A 21,111-nucleotide genomic window follows, 5' to 3' on the forward strand; every position below is an offset into this window, starting at 1 on the left:
GGCCCCGCCACGCGGTACGACAATCCCCAACCCGCACCCAGTAAGGAAAACTGTGGATAACTCGCCCGCACCGCCCCGGTTATCCACAGCCGGGCCGCCTCGCCAGAATTACCCCGCGCGCTAGCAAGGCCATCCGGTCTATCCTGAATGATCGGGCTCAAGCGGCAACAAAATCAGTGGGCGTCCTCAGGCCGTGAAAGTTAGCGGAGACGGCGGTGTTCGTGTTCAAGACATAGTCGACATCGCTGTTTTGGGAAGCCCCGAATGATAGGTGACAGATCAGTCACGTCGTATCTGACACCATGAACAGCCCCAACCGCGGTGCCATCCGCATTGATTTGGTGCCAGGCCCAGGAGAGCTGCTGGTTTCGCGCGTCGCAGGCCTGTTATAGCAGCAGCTACAAGGCGCACAGAGTCAAAGCGCGGCCGCCTTGAAGCGTGTCCCCACGGATGCGGTTAAGCGGCGCTTAGAGCCCTAGCAGCCGCAAGAAAGACAAGGAAAGGGATTCCTCAACCCGCTCCAACAGATGAAATCTTGGTTCAGAAATGCAAATCCGGCAGCCACTGTTCTCAGAACAGAAACTGCCGGATTTGTCCACCATGTCGCGCTCATATGTCAACGATGACGCGACTGAGGACATTGGCGGAGACGGCGGGATTTGAACCCGCGGTGAGTTTCCCCACGCTGGTTTTCAAGACCAGTGCATTCGGCCGCTCTGCCACGTCTCCATATGCCGCGCGGTCCAAGGCAAGCCTCACGCGCAACAGTCATAGGTTACCCGAGTCGGCCTGTTCCTAGAAACCCGCCCCCGCTTTCCCTAAGCTGGGCGGGCATGAAAGCAATTCAACTCACCAATAATGATGACCCACACTCGCTCGCCCTGGTCGAGGTGGACACCCCCACCCCAGGCCCGGGGGAAGTACTTCTCAAGGTGCATGCCGCGGGAGTCAACCGCGCTGATCTGCTCCAGGCCCGGGGGCATTATCCGCCGCCGCCTGGGGCTTCGGAGATCATTGGCCTGGAATGCGCAGGTACTATTGTCGATTCTGGTGATACTGGGCGCAAGGTCGGCGAAAAGGTAGGAGCCCTGCTCGCAGGCGGGGCTTATGCCGAGTACGTGGCCGTGCCGGAAGGCCAGCTGCTGCCCATCCCCGCGAGCTATTCCCTGACGGAGGCGGCCTCCGTGATAGAGGTGGCCTGCACCGTGTGGTCGAACCTGGTGATGACGGCCAACCTGCACAGTGGGCAGAGGATTCTCATTCACGGCGGGGCGGGCGGCATCGGCACCTTCGCCATCCAGGTGGCCAAGGCGCTGGGCGCGCAGGTGGCCGTCACCGCTGGTTCGCCAGAAAAGCTGGAGGTCTGCCGCGAATATGGCGCCGATATCCTCATCAGCTATCGCGAGCAGGACTTCGCGGCGGAGCTGAAGAACTCCTGCGACGTCATCCTCGACATCATCGGCGCGAAGTACTTGAAAGACAACCTCAAGGCTCTGGCCACGGACGGCCAGCTGGTGACAATAGGGCTGCAAGGCGGCACGAAGGCGGAGCTGAACATGGGAGTGCTCTTGGCCAAGCGCCTGGCACTGCGGGGCACCACGTTGCGCTCGCGCAGCGTGGAGAAGAAGTCAGAGATCGTCGCGGAGACGGTGCGCCACGTGTGGCCGTGGCTGGCGGATGGCACGGTGCGTCACCATATCCACAAAGTGTTGCCGCTTGGCGAAGCCGCCCGCGCCCACACCCTGCTCGACTCCGGCGAGGTCACCGGAAAGCTGGTGCTCGAGATCGGCGAGAACTCAAGCGAGGGCTAGAAGGGTTTAGGCCAGGGAGGCCACGACGCGGGTGAGGTGCTCGATGTCGTGGCGGGTATTGAAGGGGCCGAGCGCGACGGTAACCGCCCCGCCGACCTCATCAACGCCCATCTCCGTGAGCAGTGGGGTGCGCGGGGCCAGGGTGGTCACCAACCCGTTGTCGAAGAGGCGCTGGTGCACGGTCTCAGCGGGCACGCCGCGCACGGCGAAGGTCAGGCGTGGTAGGCGGTCATCGGAGGCTTCGGCAGCGGCCTCCCCAGTAACCCCGAGGATGTGTACGGCCGGCAGCGTGCCCAGGTAGGTATAGAGATCTCCTCCGAGATCGTCGAGGTAGCCGCGCAGCGCGCCCATGGAACGATGCACGCGCACCCGGCGCGAACCGCGCTCCCCGCCGGCTAGAGCAGCGAGGTGATCTACCAGTGGCCCCACACCACCGGCCAAGCCGGAGGAAACAGGGGTCTCGAGCTTGGCAGCGATGTGCTCGCTGTTGACGGGGCTCAAGGCATCAAGCCGGCGGAACATGGCCGTATCGCGGAATACCAGGGCGGCGAGCTGTGGCCCGCCCAGCAAGCCGAGGTCAACGCCGAGGATATCGGCGCCGAGGTCATCGAAGGCGATGGGACGATAGGGGGCGAGCGCAGAGACGTCGAGCAGCGTCCAGGCGCGGGAGCGCGAACGGATGGCCTCCATGATCTCGCGCACCGGGGATACGGTGCCCAAAAGTTCGTGTGCGGCGGAGAAAGCCACGAGGCGCGTGGAACCATCCACCAGCTCGGAGAATTGGAAGCCGGGCAGCTCGCCCGTGCCCAGATCCGGCTGCGCCCAGCGCGTATCGGCGTTGACCTCGGCGAAGGCCGAGTAGAGTTCCGGCGGATCCAGCTTGGAGAGAACTACCGAGGAATTGCGCCGCAACAGCGGGCGCAAAGCGCGCGACAGTGAGCTATACAAAACGGGTAGAGAGGGACCCAGTACCACGCGGTCAGCTTGGGCGCCGACGAGATCCGCTACCGCCATGCGGGCGGCATCGTAGTGGGTGTTTCCCACCAGCCGCCGCGGGCCCGTCGGCGCGGAGTGCGCACCGCCGGAGGACTCGTGGGTGGATACAGCCGCCGACATGCGGAAAGCGCGGGAGACTCCCGCGGCCACACGCTCGGAGATCTGCGGGTCGGTGTGCGCGTTGAGGTAGGTCCAGCCATCAGCCAAGCCGGTGTAGAGACCTCGCACGCTAGCAACGTCATACTGAGGCGGCAAGCCTAGTGGCATCGATCTACCTTTCCCTCACGTTTTAGTTTGGACGACTTCTGCAGTCAATCGCTTATCTACTCTATACGCGTTTAAGCCCCGTTGCCTAAATCTGGATCTTCCCAGCACAGGAGTGTTTTCCCAGTATAGGCGGCGTGTAGATCCCCGTTTGTCTGCACCGCGCGCTAGGGTAATTGACGTGCACGATAACAATCAACAGCGCGCCGACGTCGCGCGCATGGTCGCCTCCACCGTCGAAGGCGAGGTCCCAGCGTCCCAATCCAAGACGTTCCGGGCCGCCTTCGCGGATCTGCTCCAGGGCGCACGTCAACGCGAGTTGTGGTTCATGCTGGGCATCCAAGACATCAAGCAGCGCTACCGCCGCTCGGTGCTCGGCCCCTTCTGGATCACCATCGCCACCGGTGTCATGGCTGCAGCCTTGGGCCTGCTCTATTCCATGCTCTTTCAGATTCCCACTGCACAGTTCCTCCCCCACGTCACGGTGGGCCTTATCATGTGGAACTTCATCTCCGGCGCGATCAAGGAAGGCTCCACGGTCTTCATTGAGAATGAAGGACTCATCAAGCAGCTGCCCGCGCCTTTATCGGTTCACGTGTACCGCCTGGTGTGGCGCCAAACCCTGTTCTTGGCTCATAACCTCATCATTTGGGTCCTGCTTATCATCATCTTCCCGCGTCACCTAGGCTGGGAGTTCCTCCTCATCATCCCGGGCCTAGCCTTGCTGCTTATTAACGGCGTGTGGGTAGCCATGTTCTTCGGCATCGTGGCCACTCGCTTCCGCGATATTGCTCCCTTGCTCGAGGCGCTGACGCAGCTGCTGTTTTATGTCACGCCAATTGTCTGGATGACGGATACGCTGGAAAACCAGGGCGGCGCGGTCTCTGAGCGTGCCAAGTTGGCTCAGCTCAACCCGCTCTATCACTACATGGAAGTCGTGCGCGCCCCCATGATTGGCCAGCCGGTTGAGGCTTATCACTGGTGGATAGTCATCGGCTGCACTCTCGCCGGGATCGGGCTTGCCGCCCTAGCCATGCGCCAATGGCGCTTCCGCGTGAGCTACTGGGTTTAGAAGGAGTTTTAAGCACATTATGGTTTCCATCGATACTTATAACGCCTGCGTTGACTTCCCCATCTTTGATGCGAAGTCCCGCTCCTTAAAGAAGGCCATGCTTTCCTCGGCCGGCGGCGTGATTGGCAAGAACTCCGATAACACCATCGTCGTCGAGGCCTTGAAGGACATCAACCTGCACCTGCGTGAGGGAGATCGCGTCGGCTTGGTTGGCCACAACGGCGCCGGCAAGTCCACTCTTCTGCGCCTATTGTCCAACATCTACGAGCCCACCCGCGGCGCTTCTCGGGTGCGCGGCCGCGTGGCCCCCGTCTTCGACCTGGGCGTAGGCATGGACCCGGAGGTCTCCGGGTACGACAACATCATCGTCCGTGGGCTCTTCCTGGGTCAGACCATCAAGCAGATGAAAAATAAGATGGATGAGATCGCAGAGTTCTCCGAGCTCGGTGACTATCTCGCCATGCCGCTGCGTACATACTCCACTGGTATGCGCGTGCGCCTGGCCTTGGGCGTTGTCACCTCCATCGAGCCAGAGATTCTGCTTCTGGATGAAGGAATTGGCGCGGTTGACGCCGCCTTCATGGCCAAGGCGCGCGTGCGCTTACAAGAGCTGGTCAAGCGCTCAGGCATCCTGGTTTTTGCCTCGCACTCCAATGACTTCTTGGCCCAGCTGTGTAATACGGCGCTGTGGATAGACCACGGCACCATCCGCTCGGCCGGTGAGGTTTCGCAGGTAGTGGGCGAGTACGAGGGCCCCGAGGCAGGCAAGTATGTCCGCGATCTGCGTGTGCGCTTTGCCAACGAGGACGACTCGGCCACTCAAGGTTAGGGCCGGGCTTGACGGGTGGCACAATGGAATCCATGAGTGCCACTTTGAGCAAGGCGGGGACCACCGCCGCCGTGATCGTTACCCACCAACGCGTGGAGCTTTTAGGCGCCTCCTTGGATCAGGTGGTGAACCAGACTCACCCGGTCCAATGGGTCATCGTGGTCGATAACGGCGCCGACCCAGCCGTGCAGGCTTTGGTAGAAGATCGCGCCGGAGATCGCGCGGTCTACATCGCCTCCCACACCAACTTGGGCGGGGCGGGCGGCTTTGCACTGGGCTTTTTGCATGCCTTGGCCTTAGGGGCTGATGCGGTGTGGTGCGCCGACGATGATGGCCGGCCGGCCGATTCCCACGTGCTCGAGGAGCTCTACCGGGTAGCGGAGGCGCATCAGCTCCACGAGGTCTCCCCCGCGGTATGCAATATCGCTGACCCAGGCCGCCTGGCCTTTCCGCTGCGCCAAGGCCTGGTATGGCGGCGGCGTATGGATGAGCTTGAGGGCGAGTTCCTGCCCGGTATTGCCTCTCTCTTTAACGGCGCGCTGATCTCGGCTGAGGCCATGGAAATCATCGGGGTGCCGGACTACCGCCTGTTCATCCGCGGCGATGAGGTTGAATATCACCGCCGCCTGCAGGGCTCTGGCCTCGCCTTTGGCACCGCGCTGACCACGAGCTACCTGCACCCAGATGGCTCTGATGAGTTCAAGCCCATTTTGGGCGGGCGGATGCACACGCAGTATCCGGAGGGCGAGTTCAAGCGTTTCTTTACCTACCGCAACCGCGGTTACCTGCTGTGGCAGCGCGGTATGCGCAAGCTTCTGCCCCAGGAATTCGCCCGCTTTGGCTGGTTCTTCCTGGTTCAGCGCCACGATCCGCGGGGATTTTGGCAATGGCTCAAGCTCCATAACCGCGGACGCACCGAGGATTTTCGCCGCCCTTAGTTAGTCTGTGACCTCGAAGGACTTACGCGTCGAGCGGAAGATCACCCAGCGCTGAATGAAGAAATTGACCAGCGTTGCCGTCAATTGAGCCACGGCAAAGGCTAAAGCCAGGCCGAGGTTGGGGTCCCAGCGTTGATGGGTGAGATGGTCGAAGACGACATCGTAAAGCAGCATGTTGATGCCGAAGGTAAGCGCGTAGGTCGCCGCCACCGCCAGGAAACGCCGGGTGGAGCCTCGGGCGTTGAAGGTCCAACGGCGGTTGAGCCAATAGGCGGTGCAGGTGCCCGCGACGAAGCCGACGGCGCGGGCCTGGGTCTTATCCAGAACCTCGAGGCCGAGCTGCAGGGTCCAGGTCAGTCCGCCGTCGATAAGCGCGCACAGGGCGCCGATGAGGGCGAATTTGAGGCCGTGGGCCTGCAAAGAATGCGAACGTCCCAGACGCCCGGCTACCCGCGCCAGACCTGTGGCCTCCTGCATCTAGTTTCCCCGTCTAATTCTCTCTATTTATCTTTGAAGATAAATATGCGCTGGATGACGAAGTTGGTCACGGTGGCCACCGCCTGGGCGATGACGAAGGCGACGGTGTCTTTGACAACACCGTCGAGACCCAGAGACAAAAGTGGCGCGTTGAGAACCCAGTAGAGGAAGTTCTGCACCACGAAGGTCGAACCATATAGAGCCGCCACGGCACCGGCGGTGCGCCCGGAGACCTGGGCGCCGAAGGTCCACCGCGCGTTGGCGATGTAGGCGGCGATGGTTCCCGCCACCCAGCCCAGGGCCTTGGCCGCGGAACGATGCAGACCGAGCGCGGTGAGGAGCAGCGTCAGGCTGTAGTCGAGGGCGGCGGTGCAGACCCCGACGGAGATGAAGCGGAAGAGCTGCGTCTTGAGCGAGGTGCTCGAGGCCTGTACCTCCACGTCTTCGGCGACGGCGCGCGCAGCGCCCTGCGAAGAATCTTCTGGTTTATCAGTCACGAGAAAGTACTCTACCCATGCAGCAATGCGCGGTACACGTCCAAGCGGTCCACCGGCGAGTCGGCTGCTGGGCCATAGGCGCCCACGCGTTCCAATTGGGACAGCGAAGAAGAGCACAGCGCGCGGATCTTTTCCCCGGTCAGGCTGCGGCCGTCATCATCAACCCAACCCAGCGCTTCCATGGCGGTCTCCACCACGGAATCAGTTAGCTCCTTGCCGCCCAAACACGAAAGAGCCAGCGCCATCGCCCAAAAGGCATCCTGGCCCTCGGTGGTGACCTCGCGGGGAAGGCTACGCAGGGTGTGCCGCGTTGGCCTGCTCACCTCTACCGGACGATTCAGATCCAGTGCTTGGAGGAGGGGAACGAAGTCATAGAGCTTCGTGCGCTCGATCATCCGGCGAACCGGGGGCGCGACCATGTTAAGCACCTCGGCGATGGTTTCCTGGCCGGTGAGCTCGGCGTTGATAGCCGTGAGATCGAAGTTGCGAAAGAGGGAGCCGGAGCCGCCGACGCAGAGGGCCCGCGGCGTGCCGCTATCGCGTGGGTAGATCTCCGCGACGACAATCTCGAAATCCCATAGCCCCCAGGAAAAGTCCACCTGGTCGCCCTCTCTCCACAGGAACTCCGAGATCTGGTGGCGCGGATCGATCCGTGCGCCACGGGCATCGACGTGTTCGAAGAAGTGCCACGGGGAGTCTTCCTTGGGCAGGCTAAAGCATATGCTGAGCACGCGATGCAGCTCGTTGAAGGTCAGTGCATCACTGAAACCAATCTGACGGTGGACTTCCGCATCGGCGCGGATATTGGCAACCTGGCAGATGATGGTCAGCGGTTCGCGCCGCAATTGGATAGGGGTGCCCGCTCGCCTGGCTCGCGCCCGCGCTAGATCGGTCACCCCGTAACTCATGCTGCCCACAATACGCAAAAGCTATTGCGCTAGTTTTTCAATCCGCCGCGCTTCCAGCTCGCTGGTGCTATAAACCACTGCCGCAGCAACGATTCCCAGCACCGTCCAGGGCTTGGCGAAGCCCCGCTTACGCAGGCCGCGCACCACCCGGCGCGATGCCGCCGTGCCCAACCATGTGCTCAGCACCCCGGCGAGCACGACGGCCGCGGACACGGCCCAGGCACCAGGAGCCTCGCCGCCCGTGACGGGCTCGAAGGTGCCTGGCTCGGCGCTGTCTTCCTCCTCGGCCTGGGCGTTGGTATAGGCCACGAGAGCACCGAAGCCGAAGAAGGAGAGCACATATGCCGCAATGCGCCCACGGCGGCTTTTAATCCAGTCCGGGTAGGAGGTGACAATCCCGGCCGCTGCGGCCTGGGTAATGCGCCCGGTTAGTGTGTCATCGAGCGCATAATTATCTTGGCGGTTGTTTGTTGCCTTCTCGGCCCCTGTAGTCATGGCATCTACTTTAAGCGGCGGTACTCTAGAGCGCATGTATGACGCGAAAAAAGAGCACCTCACGCCGGTGCAACAAGCCGCGCAAGATCAGCGCGATAATGATGACCGCCGCAACGGGCACTTCCTAGCCACCGAGCACACCGCGCTTCCCCTAGATGGTTTTATGACGAGGCTCATGGCCCAAGAGCTTCCCATGCTCGATTCCCACTCGCGCGGGAGGGTGTATCAGTTACTGCGTGAGTATGAGGGCCCAGAAATCACTTCCCAGGAGGAGCTCCCCGCAGAGATTCGGGAGCTGATGGATCTGTAGTAAACAACATATTCGGGCAGTACAAGCGTCCGTTTTGTTCCGAATGTCACTTAATTCGGTCCCCTCCCCGCGCCACCTACGTGAGTAGGCTAGGAGCGATACATCACGTCGAGCAAAGAGTAAGAGATGGAACTACATACCACCGAAAAGTCCCTGTACGGCTGGGGCCGCACCGCCCCAACAACCGCACACGTCGTCTCGACCGAAGACGTCGACGTCATCAAGAAGGCCGTCGCCCAGGTTGCTGACGATAACTCCACCAAACCAGGCCACCTGCGCCGCGGCGTCATTGCCCGCGGCATGGGCCGCTCCTACGGCGATCCTGCCCAAAACGGCGGCGGACTCGTCATCGACATGCAGCCGCTGAACAAGATCCACTCCATCGATCCGGAATCCGCCATCGTTGACGTCGACGGTGGCGTCACCCTGGACCAGCTGATGAAAGCCGCCATCCCTTATGGCCTGTGGGTACCGGTTCTGCCCGGCACCCGCCAGGTCACCATCGGTGGCGCCATCGGCCCTGATATTCACGGCAAGAACCACCACAGCGCCGGCTCCTTTGGCAACCACGTGGTTTCCATGGAGCTCCTCGTTGCTGATGGCCGGGTCCTGCACCTCGAGCCTGAGGGCGAGAAGTCCGAGCTCTTCTGGGCCACTGTAGGCGGCATGGGCCTGACCGGCATCATCCTGCGGGCGAAGATCCGCATGACCAAGACCGAGACCGCCTACTTCGTGGCCGATACGGACCGCACCGACAACCTCGAAGAGACGGTGGCCTTCCACTCCGATGGCTCGGAGAAGAACTACACCTATTCCTCCGCGTGGTTCGATGTCATCTCACCAGAGCCCAAGCTGGGCCGCTCCACTATTTCGCGCGGCTCCCTGGCCACCCTGGCGCAGCTCGAGGAGCTGGCTCCGAAGCTGGCGAAGGATCCGCTCAAGTTCAATGCCCCGCAGCTGATGACCGTGCCGGACATCTTCCCCTCATGGACCATGAACAAGCTCACGCTCATGGCCATCGGCGAGGCCTACTATGCCATGGGCGCGCCGGCCTATAACAAGGTCAAGAACCTCACGCAGTTCTATCAGCCCCTCGATCTCATCGGCGAATGGAACCGTGGATACGGCTCCAAGGGCTTCTTGCAGTACCAGTTCGTTGTGCCGACCGACGCCGTTGAGCCCTTCAAGGAGATCATTCGCGATATGCAGCGCTCCGGGCACTACTCGGCGCTCAACGTGTTCAAGCTCTTCGGCCCAGGCAACAAGGCTCCGCTGTCTTATCCCATGCCTGGCTGGAATGTCTGCGTCGACTTCCCCATCCGTCCCGGCCTCGGCGCCTTCCTCGACGATCTCGATCGCCGAGTATTGGAATTCGGCGGCCGCCTCTACCTGGCCAAGGAATCTCGTACCTCGCCGGAGACTTTCCATAAGATGTACCCAGGTATGGAAGGCTGGCTCAAGACCCGCAACGACATCGACCCGACCGGGGTCTTTGCCTCCGACATGTCCCGCCGCCTCGAGCTGCACTAATCGAAAGGACTACTAGACAATGCTTAACGCAGTAGGCCAAGCACAGCACATCTTCCTCCTCGGCGGTACCTCCGAGATCGGACTGGGAATCGTCGAGGAGTTCCTCCAGCGCGGCCCCGCCAAGGTGACCTTGGCCGCCCGCCACGATTCCCCGCGCATCGCTCAGGCCACCGCGGACCTTAAGGCCCGCGGGGCAGACGTCGAGGTCATTGACTTCGACGCCACCGATTTCTCCTCTCACCCGCAGGTCGTAGCCAGCGCCTGGGAGCGCGGCGATGTCGACGTCGCCATCATCGCCTTCGGCACCCTCGGTGACCAGGAAGAGCTGTGGCAGGACCAGGCCAAGGCAGTCGCATCTGCGGAGACCAACTTCACTGCTCCCGTCTCCCTCGGCGTCTTGCTGGGTCAGTACTTCAAGGAGCAGGGACACGGCACCATCGTGGCGCTGAGCTCCGTGGCCGGCATGCGCGTGCGCCGCTCCAACTTTGTCTACGGTGCCGCCAAGGCCGGCGTCGATGGATTCTTCATCAACCTTGACGAAGCCCTGCGCGGCACCGGCGCCAACGTCCTCGTTGTCCGCCCCGGTCAGGTCCGCACCAAGATGTCCGCGGAGGCCGGCGAGGCGCCGCTGACCGTCAACGTCTCCGACGTAGCCGAGGCCACCGTGAAGGCCGTCGTCGAGCACAAGCAAGCGATCTTCGTGCATCCGCTCTTCCAATATGTCTCGCTCGCCTTCAAGTTCATCCCGCAGGCGATTTTCCGCAAGCTGCCTTTCTAAGCTCAGGCGCTAGCGGATTTAAACGCGGGGGGCATGGTCGCCCAGCACAGAGTGTTTCTGTGCCGAGTGGCCGTGTCCTCCCTTCGTTTTCCCTCGTGCAGCAGGCGAGAAGTCTCAGGAATCTGGCGTGGAAAGCCCCGCTGGTTCTTAAACCGAACTGCATTTGTGGGAAACTATGGGACATGACAAGTCCAGCTGCCGACATCTTTGCACGCCCCACCCCTCCCGCGCTGCAGGAATACGCTCCCGACCGTCTACCGCTTAGGACCGCCCTCATCGGGATAGCGGTCACGGCTTTGGGCAGTGGTCTACTCACCTTGGCTGGTTGGTACATCTTCCACAGGATTTCTCTGCCTGCTTTCAATACCTCCATGGTCACCCGCGCTCTATGCACCGTAGGAATAGTGGCCACGGTTGTCCTCGTCGCTGTCTTGGCCACGCTATGGATCCGTGATGGGTATAAAGAAAAAGAGGGCGGCCGTGTCCCGCGTCCGCGCTGGCGCACGTGGCTGACTTATGTGGTCAGCTACCTCTCCCCCGCGCTTTTGATACTCGCCGCGCTCGGACTACCGCTTTCGGCAACGCGCCTGTGGCTCGACGGAGTCCAGGTGGATCAGGTCTTCCGCACGCAGTTCCTTACCCGTTCGGCCGACCAGATGGGCTACGCCGACATGAACTACGAGGGCCTGCCCACCTTCTATCCTCTGGGCTGGTTCTGGATGGGCGGGCGCCTAGCGCACCTGTTGGGAATACCCGGCTGGGAAGTCTTCCAGCCTTGGTCCCTCATCTCCATCGCGGTTGCTGGCTGTATCCTCGTGCCCATCTGGCAGCGCCTGACGGGCTCGCTGCCGGTAGCCACCGCCATCGCCTTGGTCACCACCGCGGTAACCGCGACCCTCGGTGCTGAGGAACCCTATTCCGCGGTCATCGCGATGGGCGTTCCCGCAGTCGCCGTGATGTGCGCACATGCTTTCGCCGGCTCCTGGGCCTCGACCATCGGCATCACCTTGTACCTGGGGATATCCGCCACCTTCTATACCCTTTTCACCGGTGCAGTTGCGCTGACCGTCGTGTGTTGGCTGGCGCTGCTTACCGCTATCTACAGGCGGCAGTGGCGCCCGATTTTCCGCACTATCATCATCGGGGTTGGCTCCATTGCCATAGCCTCCATAGCGTGGGGCCCTTATGTCTTGGCGGCGCTGCGGGCATCGACGCCGCTGGAATCGACCGCGCAGCACTACCTGCCCCAGGAGGGAACGCAGGTTCCGGTTCCCTTCCTCTCCTTCAGCATCATTGGCCTGCTCTGTCTTATCGGTCTGGTCTACCTGATGATAAGGCTGGAAACGCCGGAGATCCTCTCCCTGACCTGTGCTCTCATTGGTCTCTATCTGTGGATCCTGGCTTCCATGATTGTCACGCTCATCGGTTCTACTCTGCTGGGCTTCCGTTTGGAGATAGCCGTCGTTCTAACTTTCGCTACGGCGGGCATCCTCGCACTTGCGGAGCTTCGGCTGAGCGGGTTTAAGGCGCTCTATCCTCAGGTTGTCGATCTCAAGCTACGCCAGCGCCTCAACGCTGCCTTCCTCGCTGTGCTGGCACTGGGCGGGATCCATTACGCCCAGCAGATCCCCGAGGCCAATGAGTCTGCGCTCGACCACGCTTATTCCGATACGGATGGCTACGGCGAGCGCGGCGACCGTTTCACCAGTGATTCCAGCCGCCACTTCATCGACATCCGTGACTTCATTGATTCCCATGGTCACCCCGCAGATGACACCGTGGTGCTCACGGATGAGAAGCTTTTTATGGGCTATAACCCCTACTTCGGATTTAATGCTTTTACCAGCCACTACGCCAACCCCTTGGGCGAGTTCAGTGTCCGCAATGAGCAGATTCAACAATGGAGCAAAGACTCCTGGGAGCAAGACCCCGCACAGTTCCGGCAGGCCTTGGAATCTGCGCCATGGCGTGGGCCGGATGTGATGATCTTCCGCGGCAACCTGGAGGATCCGGGCGATGGTTTTAAGACTCACTTGGCCGATGACATCTACCCGAATCAGCCCAACGTGCGCTATCGCTCCGTGTTCTTTAACCCGGAGGTCTTCACGGAAGGCTGGGACACCAAGCAGATAGGCCCCTTCGTGGTCGCCGTGCGCAGTGACGCCTCTTGAGGCCCCAATAGCACTCAATAGCACTCAGTAGCACTCAGTAGCACTCAGTATTTCACGCTCCGCGCGGCGACGAGTCCCGAAAACCCCAAGCGGTGACGTAGACTATTCGCCGTGTCAGTTAGCCTCGCCTCGAAGAAAAACGAGCCTCGCCCAACCATCGCGGCATCCCCGCGTTGGCTGCGGCTGACGGCGATAGTTGCCGGAATCATCGGTTTTCTGTGTTTTGTGGCCACGCCACTTCTCCCGGTGAATCAAACGCAATCCTCCTTCGACTGGCCGCAGAATGATTCCCTGCAGTCAGTCAACGCGCCGCTCATTTCGGTGGCTCCGGAGGCGATTGAGGCGGACATTCCGCTTTCCGCGATAGCGGATCTGCGGGAGGGCCAAAACCTGCTCTACGGCACCGTCCCGCCGGAATCACCAAAGGCCTCCAATCGCGGCATGTTCGTGCGCGCTGATACGGAGGGCCTTTCGGTCACTTCCCTAGATGAGGTGCTCCTCGCGCTCAATGCCAAGGAGGTCTCCGAGCTTCCCAGCAACGCGATGCTGCATATCTCCGCGACTGGGGAAGAAACCTCCGTGAGCGTGGGCAAGCACAAGGAAACCACGGACGAGGACAAACGCCCGCAGGTCACCGGTATTTACACCGAGATCGATGACTCCCCGGCAAACGCCGCAGCTCTCGCCGCGGATGGAATGAACGTCCACGTCGAGGTCAATTCGCGTTTTACCTCCTCCCCATCAGTGATCAAGACTGCGGCCATGTGGCTGGGCATAGCGATGGTTATTCTCAGCTTGTTCTGCCTGTGGCGCATCGATCGCCTTGATGGCCGCCGCCTCGGCTTTATGCCTCCTACCTGGAAGCAAATTCGCCCCCTCGACGCGGTGGTTGCGGCCGTCTTGGGCTTTTGGCATATCTTCGGCTCCAATACCTCGGATGACGGCTTCATCCTCACCATGGGCCGTGTTGCTGATCACGCCACCTATATGGCGAACTACTACCGCTGGTACGGCGTTCCCGAGGCGCCTTTCGGCTCACCCTTCTATGACCTGATTGCCTTCCTCGCGGGCATTTCTAGCTCCTCGATGTTTGTGCGTTTGCCCGCATTGGTCTCCGCGCTCATAGTCTGGTTCATCCTCTCGCGCGAGATTCTCCCGCGCTTCGGCGCGGTGGTCAGTGATCGCCGCGTGGCCCAGTGGACCGCCGCTTTCATGTTCCTAGCCTTCTGGCTGCCTTATAACAACGGCACCCGCCCAGAGCCCATTGTGGCTCTCGGCGTCATGCTCACCTGGGCTTCTTTCGAGCGCGCCATCGCCACCCAGCGCCTTTTGCCCGCTGCATTCGGCACGCTTTTCGCCACCATCACCCTAGGCGCAGGCCCCACGGGCCTCTTCGCCGTCGGGGTGTTCTTGGTCTGCTTGCCGCGCCTTTTTGCCATCATGTCGCAGCGCGTAAGCGCAATGGGCGGCGGGGTCCGCGGCTGGCTGACCATGGTGGCGCCTTTCCTTGCTGTCGGCACCGCGATCATGGTCGCCGCCTTCGGGGACCAGACGCTGGCCACGGTCCTAGAATCCACCCGAGTGCGCTCGGAGGTAGGCCCTTCGCTGCCGTGGTACTCGGAGTACGTTCGCTACACCACCTTGTTCCAGCAATCGGTCGATGGCTCGATGACAAGGCGTTTCGCCATGTTCACCATGCTCTTCTGCCTGGCTCTCATTGCCTATGCCTTCATCAAGGATCGCCGCGTTGTCGGCGCCGAGGTCGGCCCGACCCAGCGCCTGCTCCTCATCGTGGCGCTGTCCATGTTCTTCCTGATGTTTACTCCCACCAAGTGGACCCACCACTTCGGCATCTACGCCGGCGTGGCCGGGGTCATCGCCGCGCTCGGGGCGGTGGTGCTTTCCCAGATTGCGATGCGCTCGCCCCGCGCGCGAACCTTCGCCATCGCCTCGGTGGTATTCCTCTTGGCCATCTCCTTCGCCGGCTGGAATGCCTGGTGGTACGTTTCTTCCTTCGGCATCCCGTGGTGGGATCGCACCGTGCAATTCAAGGCGGTGGAGGCGAATACGATCCTCCTCCTCATCGCCATTGTCATCCTGGCAATCGGGGTCGGCCAGTCCCTGGTGCACAATCACCGCAAATCCAAGGCCAGCGCCAAGGATAACATCGCGGAATTCGAGCGCTCCGCCGCCGCGAAGGCCTCGCGTTGGTCTGGTTTGATGTCCGCTCCTATCGGCATCGCCTGCGTCCTCATGGTGGCCTTCTCCTGCGCCTCCTTTGCCAAGGGCTACGTGGCCCAGGCGGATTCCTATTCGGTGGGCAAGGGCAACCTCGCTTCCTTGAAGGGAGACGTATGCTCCTTGGCGGATGCCACCATGGTCGAGACCAATACCAATGATTCCTTCCTCGCCCCGGTCCGCGGTGATCTCGGTGATTCCCTCATCAATCCGGACGAGGATTTCCGCGGCTTCGATCCCAATGGCATCCCTGATTCCATCGAGCCGGAGAACATGAACTCCGCATCCGTCGGCGCCATCGGTGGCGGCGGTGCTACCGACAGCGGCAGCGCCACCTCTGGGACCGATCCTTCACTGGGTGGCAACGTCAACCGCGATGATTCCACCGGTTCTGCAAACCAAAGCAACCAGGGTTCCGGCTCCGCTGGCGGCGCCACCAACGCGCAGGATTCGCGCGAGGGAAGCAGCAAGAGCGCCAACGAGTCCAGCGGCTCCAACTCCACCTCCGAAGGCGGGGTACGCGGCACTGAGGGCGTCAATGGCTCCCAGATGCACCTGCCCTTCAACCTCGATTACACCAAGGTCCCTGTCCTCGGCTCCTACGCTGCGAACCAGCAGTCCACCGCGGAAGTCACCACCCAGTGGTACCGTCTGCCCGAGCGCAAGGACAACGCGCCTGTGCTGGCCGTGTCCGCCGCCGGCGACATCTACCACCACGACGTCAACGGCGTCGAGCAGGAGGGCATGGAGCTGACCCTGGAGTATGGCACCGTGGACGCGCAGGGCAAGGCCTCCGACACCGGGGAGCTTGAGCTTTCCGACGTCGGGGCCACGCCCAAGTGGCGCAACCTGCGCATCGCCATGGATAAGATCCCCGCCGAGGCAAATGCGGTACGCCTCGTCGCCGTCGATGATTCGACTGATGAGGACGATTGGGTGGCCTTTACCCCGCCGCGCGTCCCTGAGCTCGCCGCCCTCAACTCCCAATTCTCCTCGGAGACCCCGGCCTTGCTCGACTGGTCAGTGGCACTGCAATTCCCCTGCCAGCGCACCTTCAATCACTACGCCGGCGTGACTGAGATCCCGCAGTACCGCATCCTTCCGGACGCGGCAGCGCAGACCTCGCTCACGGATTTCCAGTCCTTCTCCGGCGGCGGAGCCATGTCCACGGCTGAGGCAGTGAACTACTCCTACGAGATCCCCAGCTACCTCAACAATGATTGGGCGCGGGATTGGGGCGCCGTCGAAAAGTACGAACTGCGCACCAACTCCCAGGGCCAGGCGCCTGCCGACGCCGCCATCCAGCACGACACAATCTCGCGCGCCGGATGGTGGCAGGAATCGAAGATGAAGGTTCGCCCCGAGGGCTCCGACGACAAGTAGCTACACCGACTTGAGGAACTCCGCGGTATCGATGATGCGCTGCCGCGCCACAGCCGGGGTGGAGATACGGTGCTGGGAAACGTAGTCGGCGCGCTCGGCACTGGGTATGGTCACCGGGCTGGCCACCTCGTCATAGAGCGCGGTCTGCACGAGCGTGCGGGGATAAGAATCGACAGCGGGCAGCTCATAACCTGCACGCAGAGTATCGGGAAGATTACCCAGGGCGGCGAAGTCGGGGAAGGTAAGCGCGAGCGCATCGACGTCCTTCGATAGCAGCGCCGCCAAGGCACCGCCGGAGGAATAGCCCCACACAGTCACCGATTCCGCGCCTTGGGCTCGGGCATGCTCGACTGCGCGGCGCACGCTAGCCACCATTTCGTCGACGGTGTGCTCGGGCGCGAGCGGGTAATCGACATCGATAAGCGTGGTACCGGACAGCTGCGCTGCGGCGGCCACCTCGGGGCGCCACTGCATCTCCAGAGCCTGGCCATTGCCCCGCCACCAACCGCCAGAGTGCAGCGATACCGCCCAGCGCCCAGTCGGGGTGGGCGGTACAAAGATGGCACCGACCTCGCTGTCGTGGCGGGTTATCTCAGCGGTGAACTTAGTGCCCGGCAGGCTGTGATCTACGCCTGCGCCGAGGACCATCATGGCGGCATGCGTAATGCGGTCCGGCAGGAGTGCGCAATAGCGATCCGCCGCCGGCGAGCCTCCCCCGGCCCACGGCGGACGGAAATCCGGGAGCGGATAATGCGCCTCTAGGTAGGAGGCGAGCTGTTCTAGCTGCTCAGGCTCGCTGAGCTGGCGGTCACTGCCGCCGATGTGCCATTCCTGGCCCTCCTCGAGGGGGCGGTGCGGGTCATGAGCGGAAGTTTCTTCTTTAGCCATGACCCCGAGATTACCCGCGCCGCTTCTCTCGTTCCCGGAACTACCAGATGGTCACGCGGTTCTCAGGCGCAATGTACATCGGTGAATCTTGTGACACGTCGAAGGCCTGATAGAACTCGGCGACATTGCCGGCGATGAGATTGCAGCGGAACTCGGCCGGTGAGTGAGGATCAATGGCTAGGTACTGCGTAGCCATTTCCGGGCGGATGGCTGTGCGCCATACGCGTGACCAGGAGAGGAAGAAGCGCTGCAGGCCGTTCCATTCCTGGGCCGCCAATTCCGGCTGGGCGCCCTCGGTAACGAAGGGAGCCTCCGCGCCGGTGAGATCGATGCCGTTATCCGCGCAGTACTTCTTGTAAGCAACCACGGCGATCCCTAGTCCGCCAAGGTCACCGATGTTCTCCCCCAGGGTGAACTTGCCGTTGACCCCGGTAGATTCGATGCCCTTGTCGCGCAGGACGGTGGGCACCTGACCATTGAATTGCTCGACGAGCTTGGCGGTGAGCTTCTCAAAGGCAGCGCGGTCTTCATCGGTCCACCAGGAGTTGAGGTTGCCGTGTCCGTCATACTGCGAGCCCTGATCATCGAAGCCGTGCCCGATCTCGTGGCCGATGACGGCACCGATGGCACCGAAGTTCTCTGCGGCGTCGGCTTCTGGGTTAAAGAAGGGCGGGCGCAGGATCGCGGCTGGGAAGGTGATGTCATTGACCACCGGGTTATAGAAGGCGTTGACGGTCTGCGGGGTGGCAAACCACTCGTCACGGTCGGCAGGTTTGCCGATCTTGTTAAGCTCGAAATCGTGGGACCATGCACAACCGGTGCGCACGTTATCCACCAGATCCGCACCGCGGGGTGAGAACTCCAGGCCGGAGTAATCGCGCCACTTCTCCGGGTACCCGATCTTGGCCTTGAACTGCGAGAGCTTTTCCAGCGCACGCTCGCGGGTGGCGGGAGTCATCCACTCCAGCGTGCTGATGCGCTCGCGGTAGGCTGCGATGAGGTAATCCACGAGGGTGTCCATCTCGTCCTTGGATGAAGGCGGGAAGTACTTCTCCACGAAGACCTTGCCGGTTTCTTGGCCCACAAATCCTTCAGCCAGGGCGAGGGCCCGCTTCCAGCGATCCCTTTGCACCGTGGCACCAGATAGGCGGGTGCCGTAGAACTCAAAGTTCTTTTCCCCGACCTCTTCCGGCAGGTAGGCCGCGCGTGAGCGCAGGATGCGCCAGGTGGCCCACAGCTGCCAGTCCGCCATGCGCTCGGAGTTAAAAAGTCCTGCTAGGTGCTCAAGGTAGGAAGGCATCATGTTGACCACGCGGTGCTTGGGTAGACCGCCGCCGGCCAGCATCGATTGCACCAAGCCCGGGAGCTCAGCGAATTCGCTGAGGTTATAGGTCTTCACGGCATCACGGGCGGCCACAACGTCCCAGTGACCGGCAGCGAGCTCGGTTTCGAGGTTGACTATACGGGTGGCCGCAGCCTGCACGCCAAGCCCAAAGAGCCGTGCTGGATCCACGAACTCTAGCATTGCTGCGACGTGCTCGCGATAAGCAGCGAGGGTTTCCGCGTGGGCTTCCTCGCGATAATAAGCCTCATCGGGCAGGCCCAGTCCTGATTGGTGGATATAGGCCAGAGATTCTTCGGAGCCCGAGTCCTTTTCCACCCAGAAGGTGACCGGAGAACCCACGCCCTCCCTTTCCAGCGCGCCAAGGTTAAAGGCCAACTCTTCCGGAGTAGAGGCGGCGAGGCGATCGAGATCGGCGTCGAGCGGGGCTAGGCCCGCCGCGTTGACGCCCTCGGTATCCATGAAGGATTGGTAGACGGTTCCCGGGCGGCCCGAGTCTTCCTGAACGATGCCGTGGACAAGTTCCTCGGCCTCATCGCGCAGGGCGTGAAAAGTGCCGTCGATACCGCGGTCATCAGGGATAACGTGGGCCTTAATCCAGGGGCCATTGACAAATTGATAAAGATCTTTCATGCCAGCCACTCTAGGCTAAAGCTTGCAGTTAAGGTATGAGCTATGGCTTTTTATCGCTTCCCACCACCGACTCAGCGGGGAACCTTTCTCGCGGTCTCGGGCTGTGTCTTGGCGGTCCTCGCACTGCCAGCCTTGGTCAACGCCAACATGACTCTGCCGCAGCCCCAGCTCGAGAAGGTCACCCTCGCCGCCCCCGGCAGCAAGTGGGAAGTGCCCGTTCCGGATCTCTATTGCACTCCTAATAGTGACACCATGGCGACTTTGGCCTGGAATTGCGGGAAGATTACCGTGCAGGCCGTCCTCCAGCAGGGCGTAGATGCCGACTCGGAAGAGCTGGCATTGCGGCGCGCCATCCGCGGCTATGGCTTCGGATCCGTGTCCACCGCGCAGGTTTATTCCCCGGATGGTGGGCACCTGCTTTTCGACGAACCCACTGCCACCGCCGCACTATCTCGCGCCGGCGAGGGCGATTCAGCCAATGATGACTACTTGTTGCTCATTGGCCCAGACCCCATGGCAGCCACGGTCACCGTCGACGGACAGATGCTGGGAGATATCGAGCGCATCAGTCAGCGCCTGTGGAATGCCTTTGGCTCCGCAGAGTTACCCGCAGGCTTCACTGGGGATATCGAGGCGCCCTTCAACGGCCAGTTGCCCGCACCTGACTCGGATTCCCTGCTGCAAACGGAGGATGTCTAAGTGAATAAGCTATTCCGAATCGCCCTGTGGGTATGTGTCGTACTCGGCTGCTTAGCTCTCCTGCTCAATATTGCGAGCTTTCTTTTCGTCGCCCCCGCGCTCGTGGTGCCGAGTCTGATTCTGGCCGCCTTCTTCATCGCGGTATTCCTCTTTCTCATGCGGCTTAGTCCCATGTGGGCGCGTCCCGCCACAGGCTGGGTCGCCATGTCTTTGTTGTGGGGAAGCGGCACGGCAGTAGGCTTGGCCTTGCTTTCCTCGGGCTCGGTTCTCACCTTGGCCACCGCTTCGGGCTGGGAAGATTCGCTGATGTCCTGGGCTGGTGCTTATCCGGAGGAGATCGCCAAAGCCTCCGGAGTATTCTTCGTGCTTTTGGCCTTCCGCCAGCTCAACCGGCCATGGCATGGCTGGGTGGTGGGAGCAACCATAGGGATGGGCTTCGAGGCCTTAGAAAACATCATGTATGGAATCACCGGTGGCGTCATGCACCCGGCCTCCGATTGGATCGGCTTGTGGCAGACCTGGGGCATTCGCCTCATCGCCGGGCCGGGCCTGCATGTATTCCTCACCGGCCTGGCCGGATGGGGAATCGGCTGGGCAATCTTTGCTGCTTATCGCCCCCTGCGGTGGCGCTTAGCCATGATCTTTGGATTCCTCTTCTTGGCTTTTGCCCTCCACTTCGCGTGGAACTACACCTTCTCAAGCGAGGTGCTTCTCGTCATCAAGGCGGTGCTGGTGGCGCTGGTTCTTTACCCACTGAGCATCTATCTCATTATCCGCGGAAACCGCCTGGCCAAACAGGACTCAAGCTATAGCTACTCTCCAGGGACGGAGAGCCTGCGCACTGTAGTTTGA

The 21,111-nt window shown here is 61.7% G+C and carries 18 protein-coding genes and 1 tRNA gene; 11 read left to right on the plus strand and 8 right to left on the minus strand.

Annotation, left to right across the window (positions count from 1 at the left end; translation table 11 throughout):
• Positions 1-641 precede the first annotated feature (641 nt).
• Positions 642-729: transfer RNA gene (locus tag B2696_RS05290), tRNA-Ser, on the minus strand.
• 104 nt (positions 730-833) lie between these two features.
• On the opposite strand from B2696_RS05290, the gene B2696_RS05295 reads away from it, so the two are divergent.
• Positions 834-1,811 carry an NAD(P)H-quinone oxidoreductase gene (locus tag B2696_RS05295; protein ID WP_286954316.1) on the plus strand — a complete coding sequence of 326 codons (978 nt, stop codon included), beginning with the start codon at positions 834-836 and terminating at the stop codon, positions 1,809-1,811.
• A 6-nt stretch (positions 1,812-1,817) separates the two neighbouring features.
• Here B2696_RS05295 and B2696_RS05300 read toward each other — a convergent pair whose 3' ends face one another.
• The gene (locus B2696_RS05300; RefSeq protein WP_286954317.1) at positions 1,818-3,074 is read right to left on the minus strand and encodes an aminotransferase class V-fold PLP-dependent enzyme; all 1,257 of its coding nucleotides are present in this window, start codon (positions 3,072-3,074) and stop codon (positions 1,818-1,820) included.
• A 217-nt stretch (positions 3,075-3,291) separates the two neighbouring features.
• On the opposite strand from B2696_RS05300, the gene B2696_RS05305 reads away from it, so the two are divergent.
• The 3 genes from B2696_RS05305 to B2696_RS05315 are packed head-to-tail and all read left to right on the plus strand — an operon-like array spanning position 3,292 to position 5,910.
• The gene (locus tag B2696_RS05305; RefSeq protein WP_084559244.1) at positions 3,292-4,143 is read left to right on the plus strand and encodes an ABC transporter permease; all 852 of its coding nucleotides are present in this window, start codon (positions 3,292-3,294) and stop codon (positions 4,141-4,143) included.
• 19 nt (positions 4,144-4,162) lie between these two features.
• Positions 4,163-4,972, plus strand: a complete 810-nt coding sequence (locus B2696_RS05310; protein ID WP_075728905.1) for an ABC transporter ATP-binding protein — start codon at positions 4,163-4,165, stop codon at positions 4,970-4,972.
• Between the two features lie 23 nt (positions 4,973-4,995).
• Entirely contained in the window at positions 4,996-5,910 is a 915-nt protein-coding gene (locus B2696_RS05315) for a glycosyltransferase (RefSeq protein ID WP_276622522.1), read from the plus strand.
• Here B2696_RS05315 and B2696_RS05320 read toward each other — a convergent pair whose 3' ends face one another.
• The 4 genes from B2696_RS05320 to B2696_RS05335 form a co-directional block, all read right to left on the minus strand.
• On the minus strand, positions 5,911-6,387 hold the full coding sequence (locus B2696_RS05320; RefSeq protein WP_075728903.1) for a GtrA family protein: 477 nt from the start codon (positions 6,385-6,387) through the stop codon (positions 5,911-5,913).
• 23 nt (positions 6,388-6,410) lie between these two features.
• Positions 6,411-6,827, minus strand: a complete 417-nt coding sequence (locus B2696_RS05325; protein WP_075730953.1) for a GtrA family protein — start codon at positions 6,825-6,827, stop codon at positions 6,411-6,413.
• A gap of 68 nt (positions 6,828-6,895) precedes the next feature.
• The gene (locus B2696_RS05330) at positions 6,896-7,792 is read right to left on the minus strand and encodes a hypothetical protein (RefSeq protein ID WP_286954318.1); all 897 of its coding nucleotides are present in this window, start codon (positions 7,790-7,792) and stop codon (positions 6,896-6,898) included.
• A 21-nt stretch (positions 7,793-7,813) separates the two neighbouring features.
• Positions 7,814-8,287, minus strand: coding sequence for a hypothetical protein (locus B2696_RS05335; RefSeq protein ID WP_286954319.1), 474 nt, complete (start codon positions 8,285-8,287; stop codon positions 7,814-7,816).
• 34 nt (positions 8,288-8,321) lie between these two features.
• Between B2696_RS05335 and B2696_RS05340 the strand changes: the two genes are divergently transcribed.
• The 5 genes from B2696_RS05340 (at position 8,322) to B2696_RS05360 (ending at position 16,697) form a co-directional block, all read left to right on the plus strand.
• Positions 8,322-8,597 carry a hypothetical protein gene (locus B2696_RS05340; protein WP_075728901.1) on the plus strand — a complete coding sequence of 92 codons (276 nt, stop codon included), beginning with the start codon at positions 8,322-8,324 and terminating at the stop codon, positions 8,595-8,597.
• Positions 8,598-8,723: 126 nt separating this feature from the next.
• Complete coding sequence (locus B2696_RS05345; protein ID WP_286954320.1) at positions 8,724-10,127, plus strand: FAD-binding oxidoreductase; 1,404 nt, start codon at positions 8,724-8,726, stop codon at positions 10,125-10,127.
• A 19-nt stretch (positions 10,128-10,146) separates the two neighbouring features.
• Entirely contained in the window at positions 10,147-10,905 is a 759-nt protein-coding gene (locus tag B2696_RS05350; protein ID WP_075728899.1) for a decaprenylphospho-beta-D-erythro-pentofuranosid-2-ulose 2-reductase, read from the plus strand.
• Positions 10,906-11,087: 182 nt separating this feature from the next.
• Positions 11,088-13,076 (plus strand): galactan 5-O-arabinofuranosyltransferase, encoded by a 1,989-nt coding sequence (locus tag B2696_RS05355; protein ID WP_286954321.1) that lies wholly within the window; start codon positions 11,088-11,090, stop codon positions 13,074-13,076.
• Between the two features lie 111 nt (positions 13,077-13,187).
• On the plus strand, positions 13,188-16,697 hold the full coding sequence (locus tag B2696_RS05360) for an arabinosyltransferase domain-containing protein (RefSeq protein ID WP_286954322.1): 3,510 nt from the start codon (positions 13,188-13,190) through the stop codon (positions 16,695-16,697).
• Here the strand turns inward: B2696_RS05360 and B2696_RS05365 are convergent, their stop codons facing one another.
• Together B2696_RS05365 and B2696_RS05370 are read right to left on the minus strand one after the other, a co-directional pair.
• Positions 16,698-17,585, minus strand: coding sequence for an alpha/beta hydrolase (locus tag B2696_RS05365; protein WP_075728897.1), 888 nt, complete (start codon positions 17,583-17,585; stop codon positions 16,698-16,700).
• 40 nt (positions 17,586-17,625) lie between these two features.
• On the minus strand, positions 17,626-19,560 hold the full coding sequence (locus B2696_RS05370) for a M13 family metallopeptidase (RefSeq protein ID WP_286954323.1): 1,935 nt from the start codon (positions 19,558-19,560) through the stop codon (positions 17,626-17,628).
• A 42-nt stretch (positions 19,561-19,602) separates the two neighbouring features.
• Here B2696_RS05370 and B2696_RS05375 point away from each other — a divergent pair, with 42 nt between their 5' ends.
• Entirely contained in the window at positions 19,603-20,259 is a 657-nt protein-coding gene (locus B2696_RS05375) for a hypothetical protein (protein WP_286954324.1), read from the plus strand.
• Positions 20,260-21,111 (plus strand): PrsW family intramembrane metalloprotease, encoded by an 852-nt coding sequence (locus B2696_RS05380; RefSeq protein ID WP_286954325.1) that lies wholly within the window; start codon positions 20,260-20,262, stop codon positions 21,109-21,111. It begins immediately after the preceding gene.

Source organism: Corynebacterium sp. UBA4397 (assembly GCF_002390965.1).
In the GTDB taxonomy this organism is placed as follows: Bacteria; Actinomycetota; Actinomycetes; order Mycobacteriales; family Mycobacteriaceae; genus Corynebacterium; species Corynebacterium flavescens.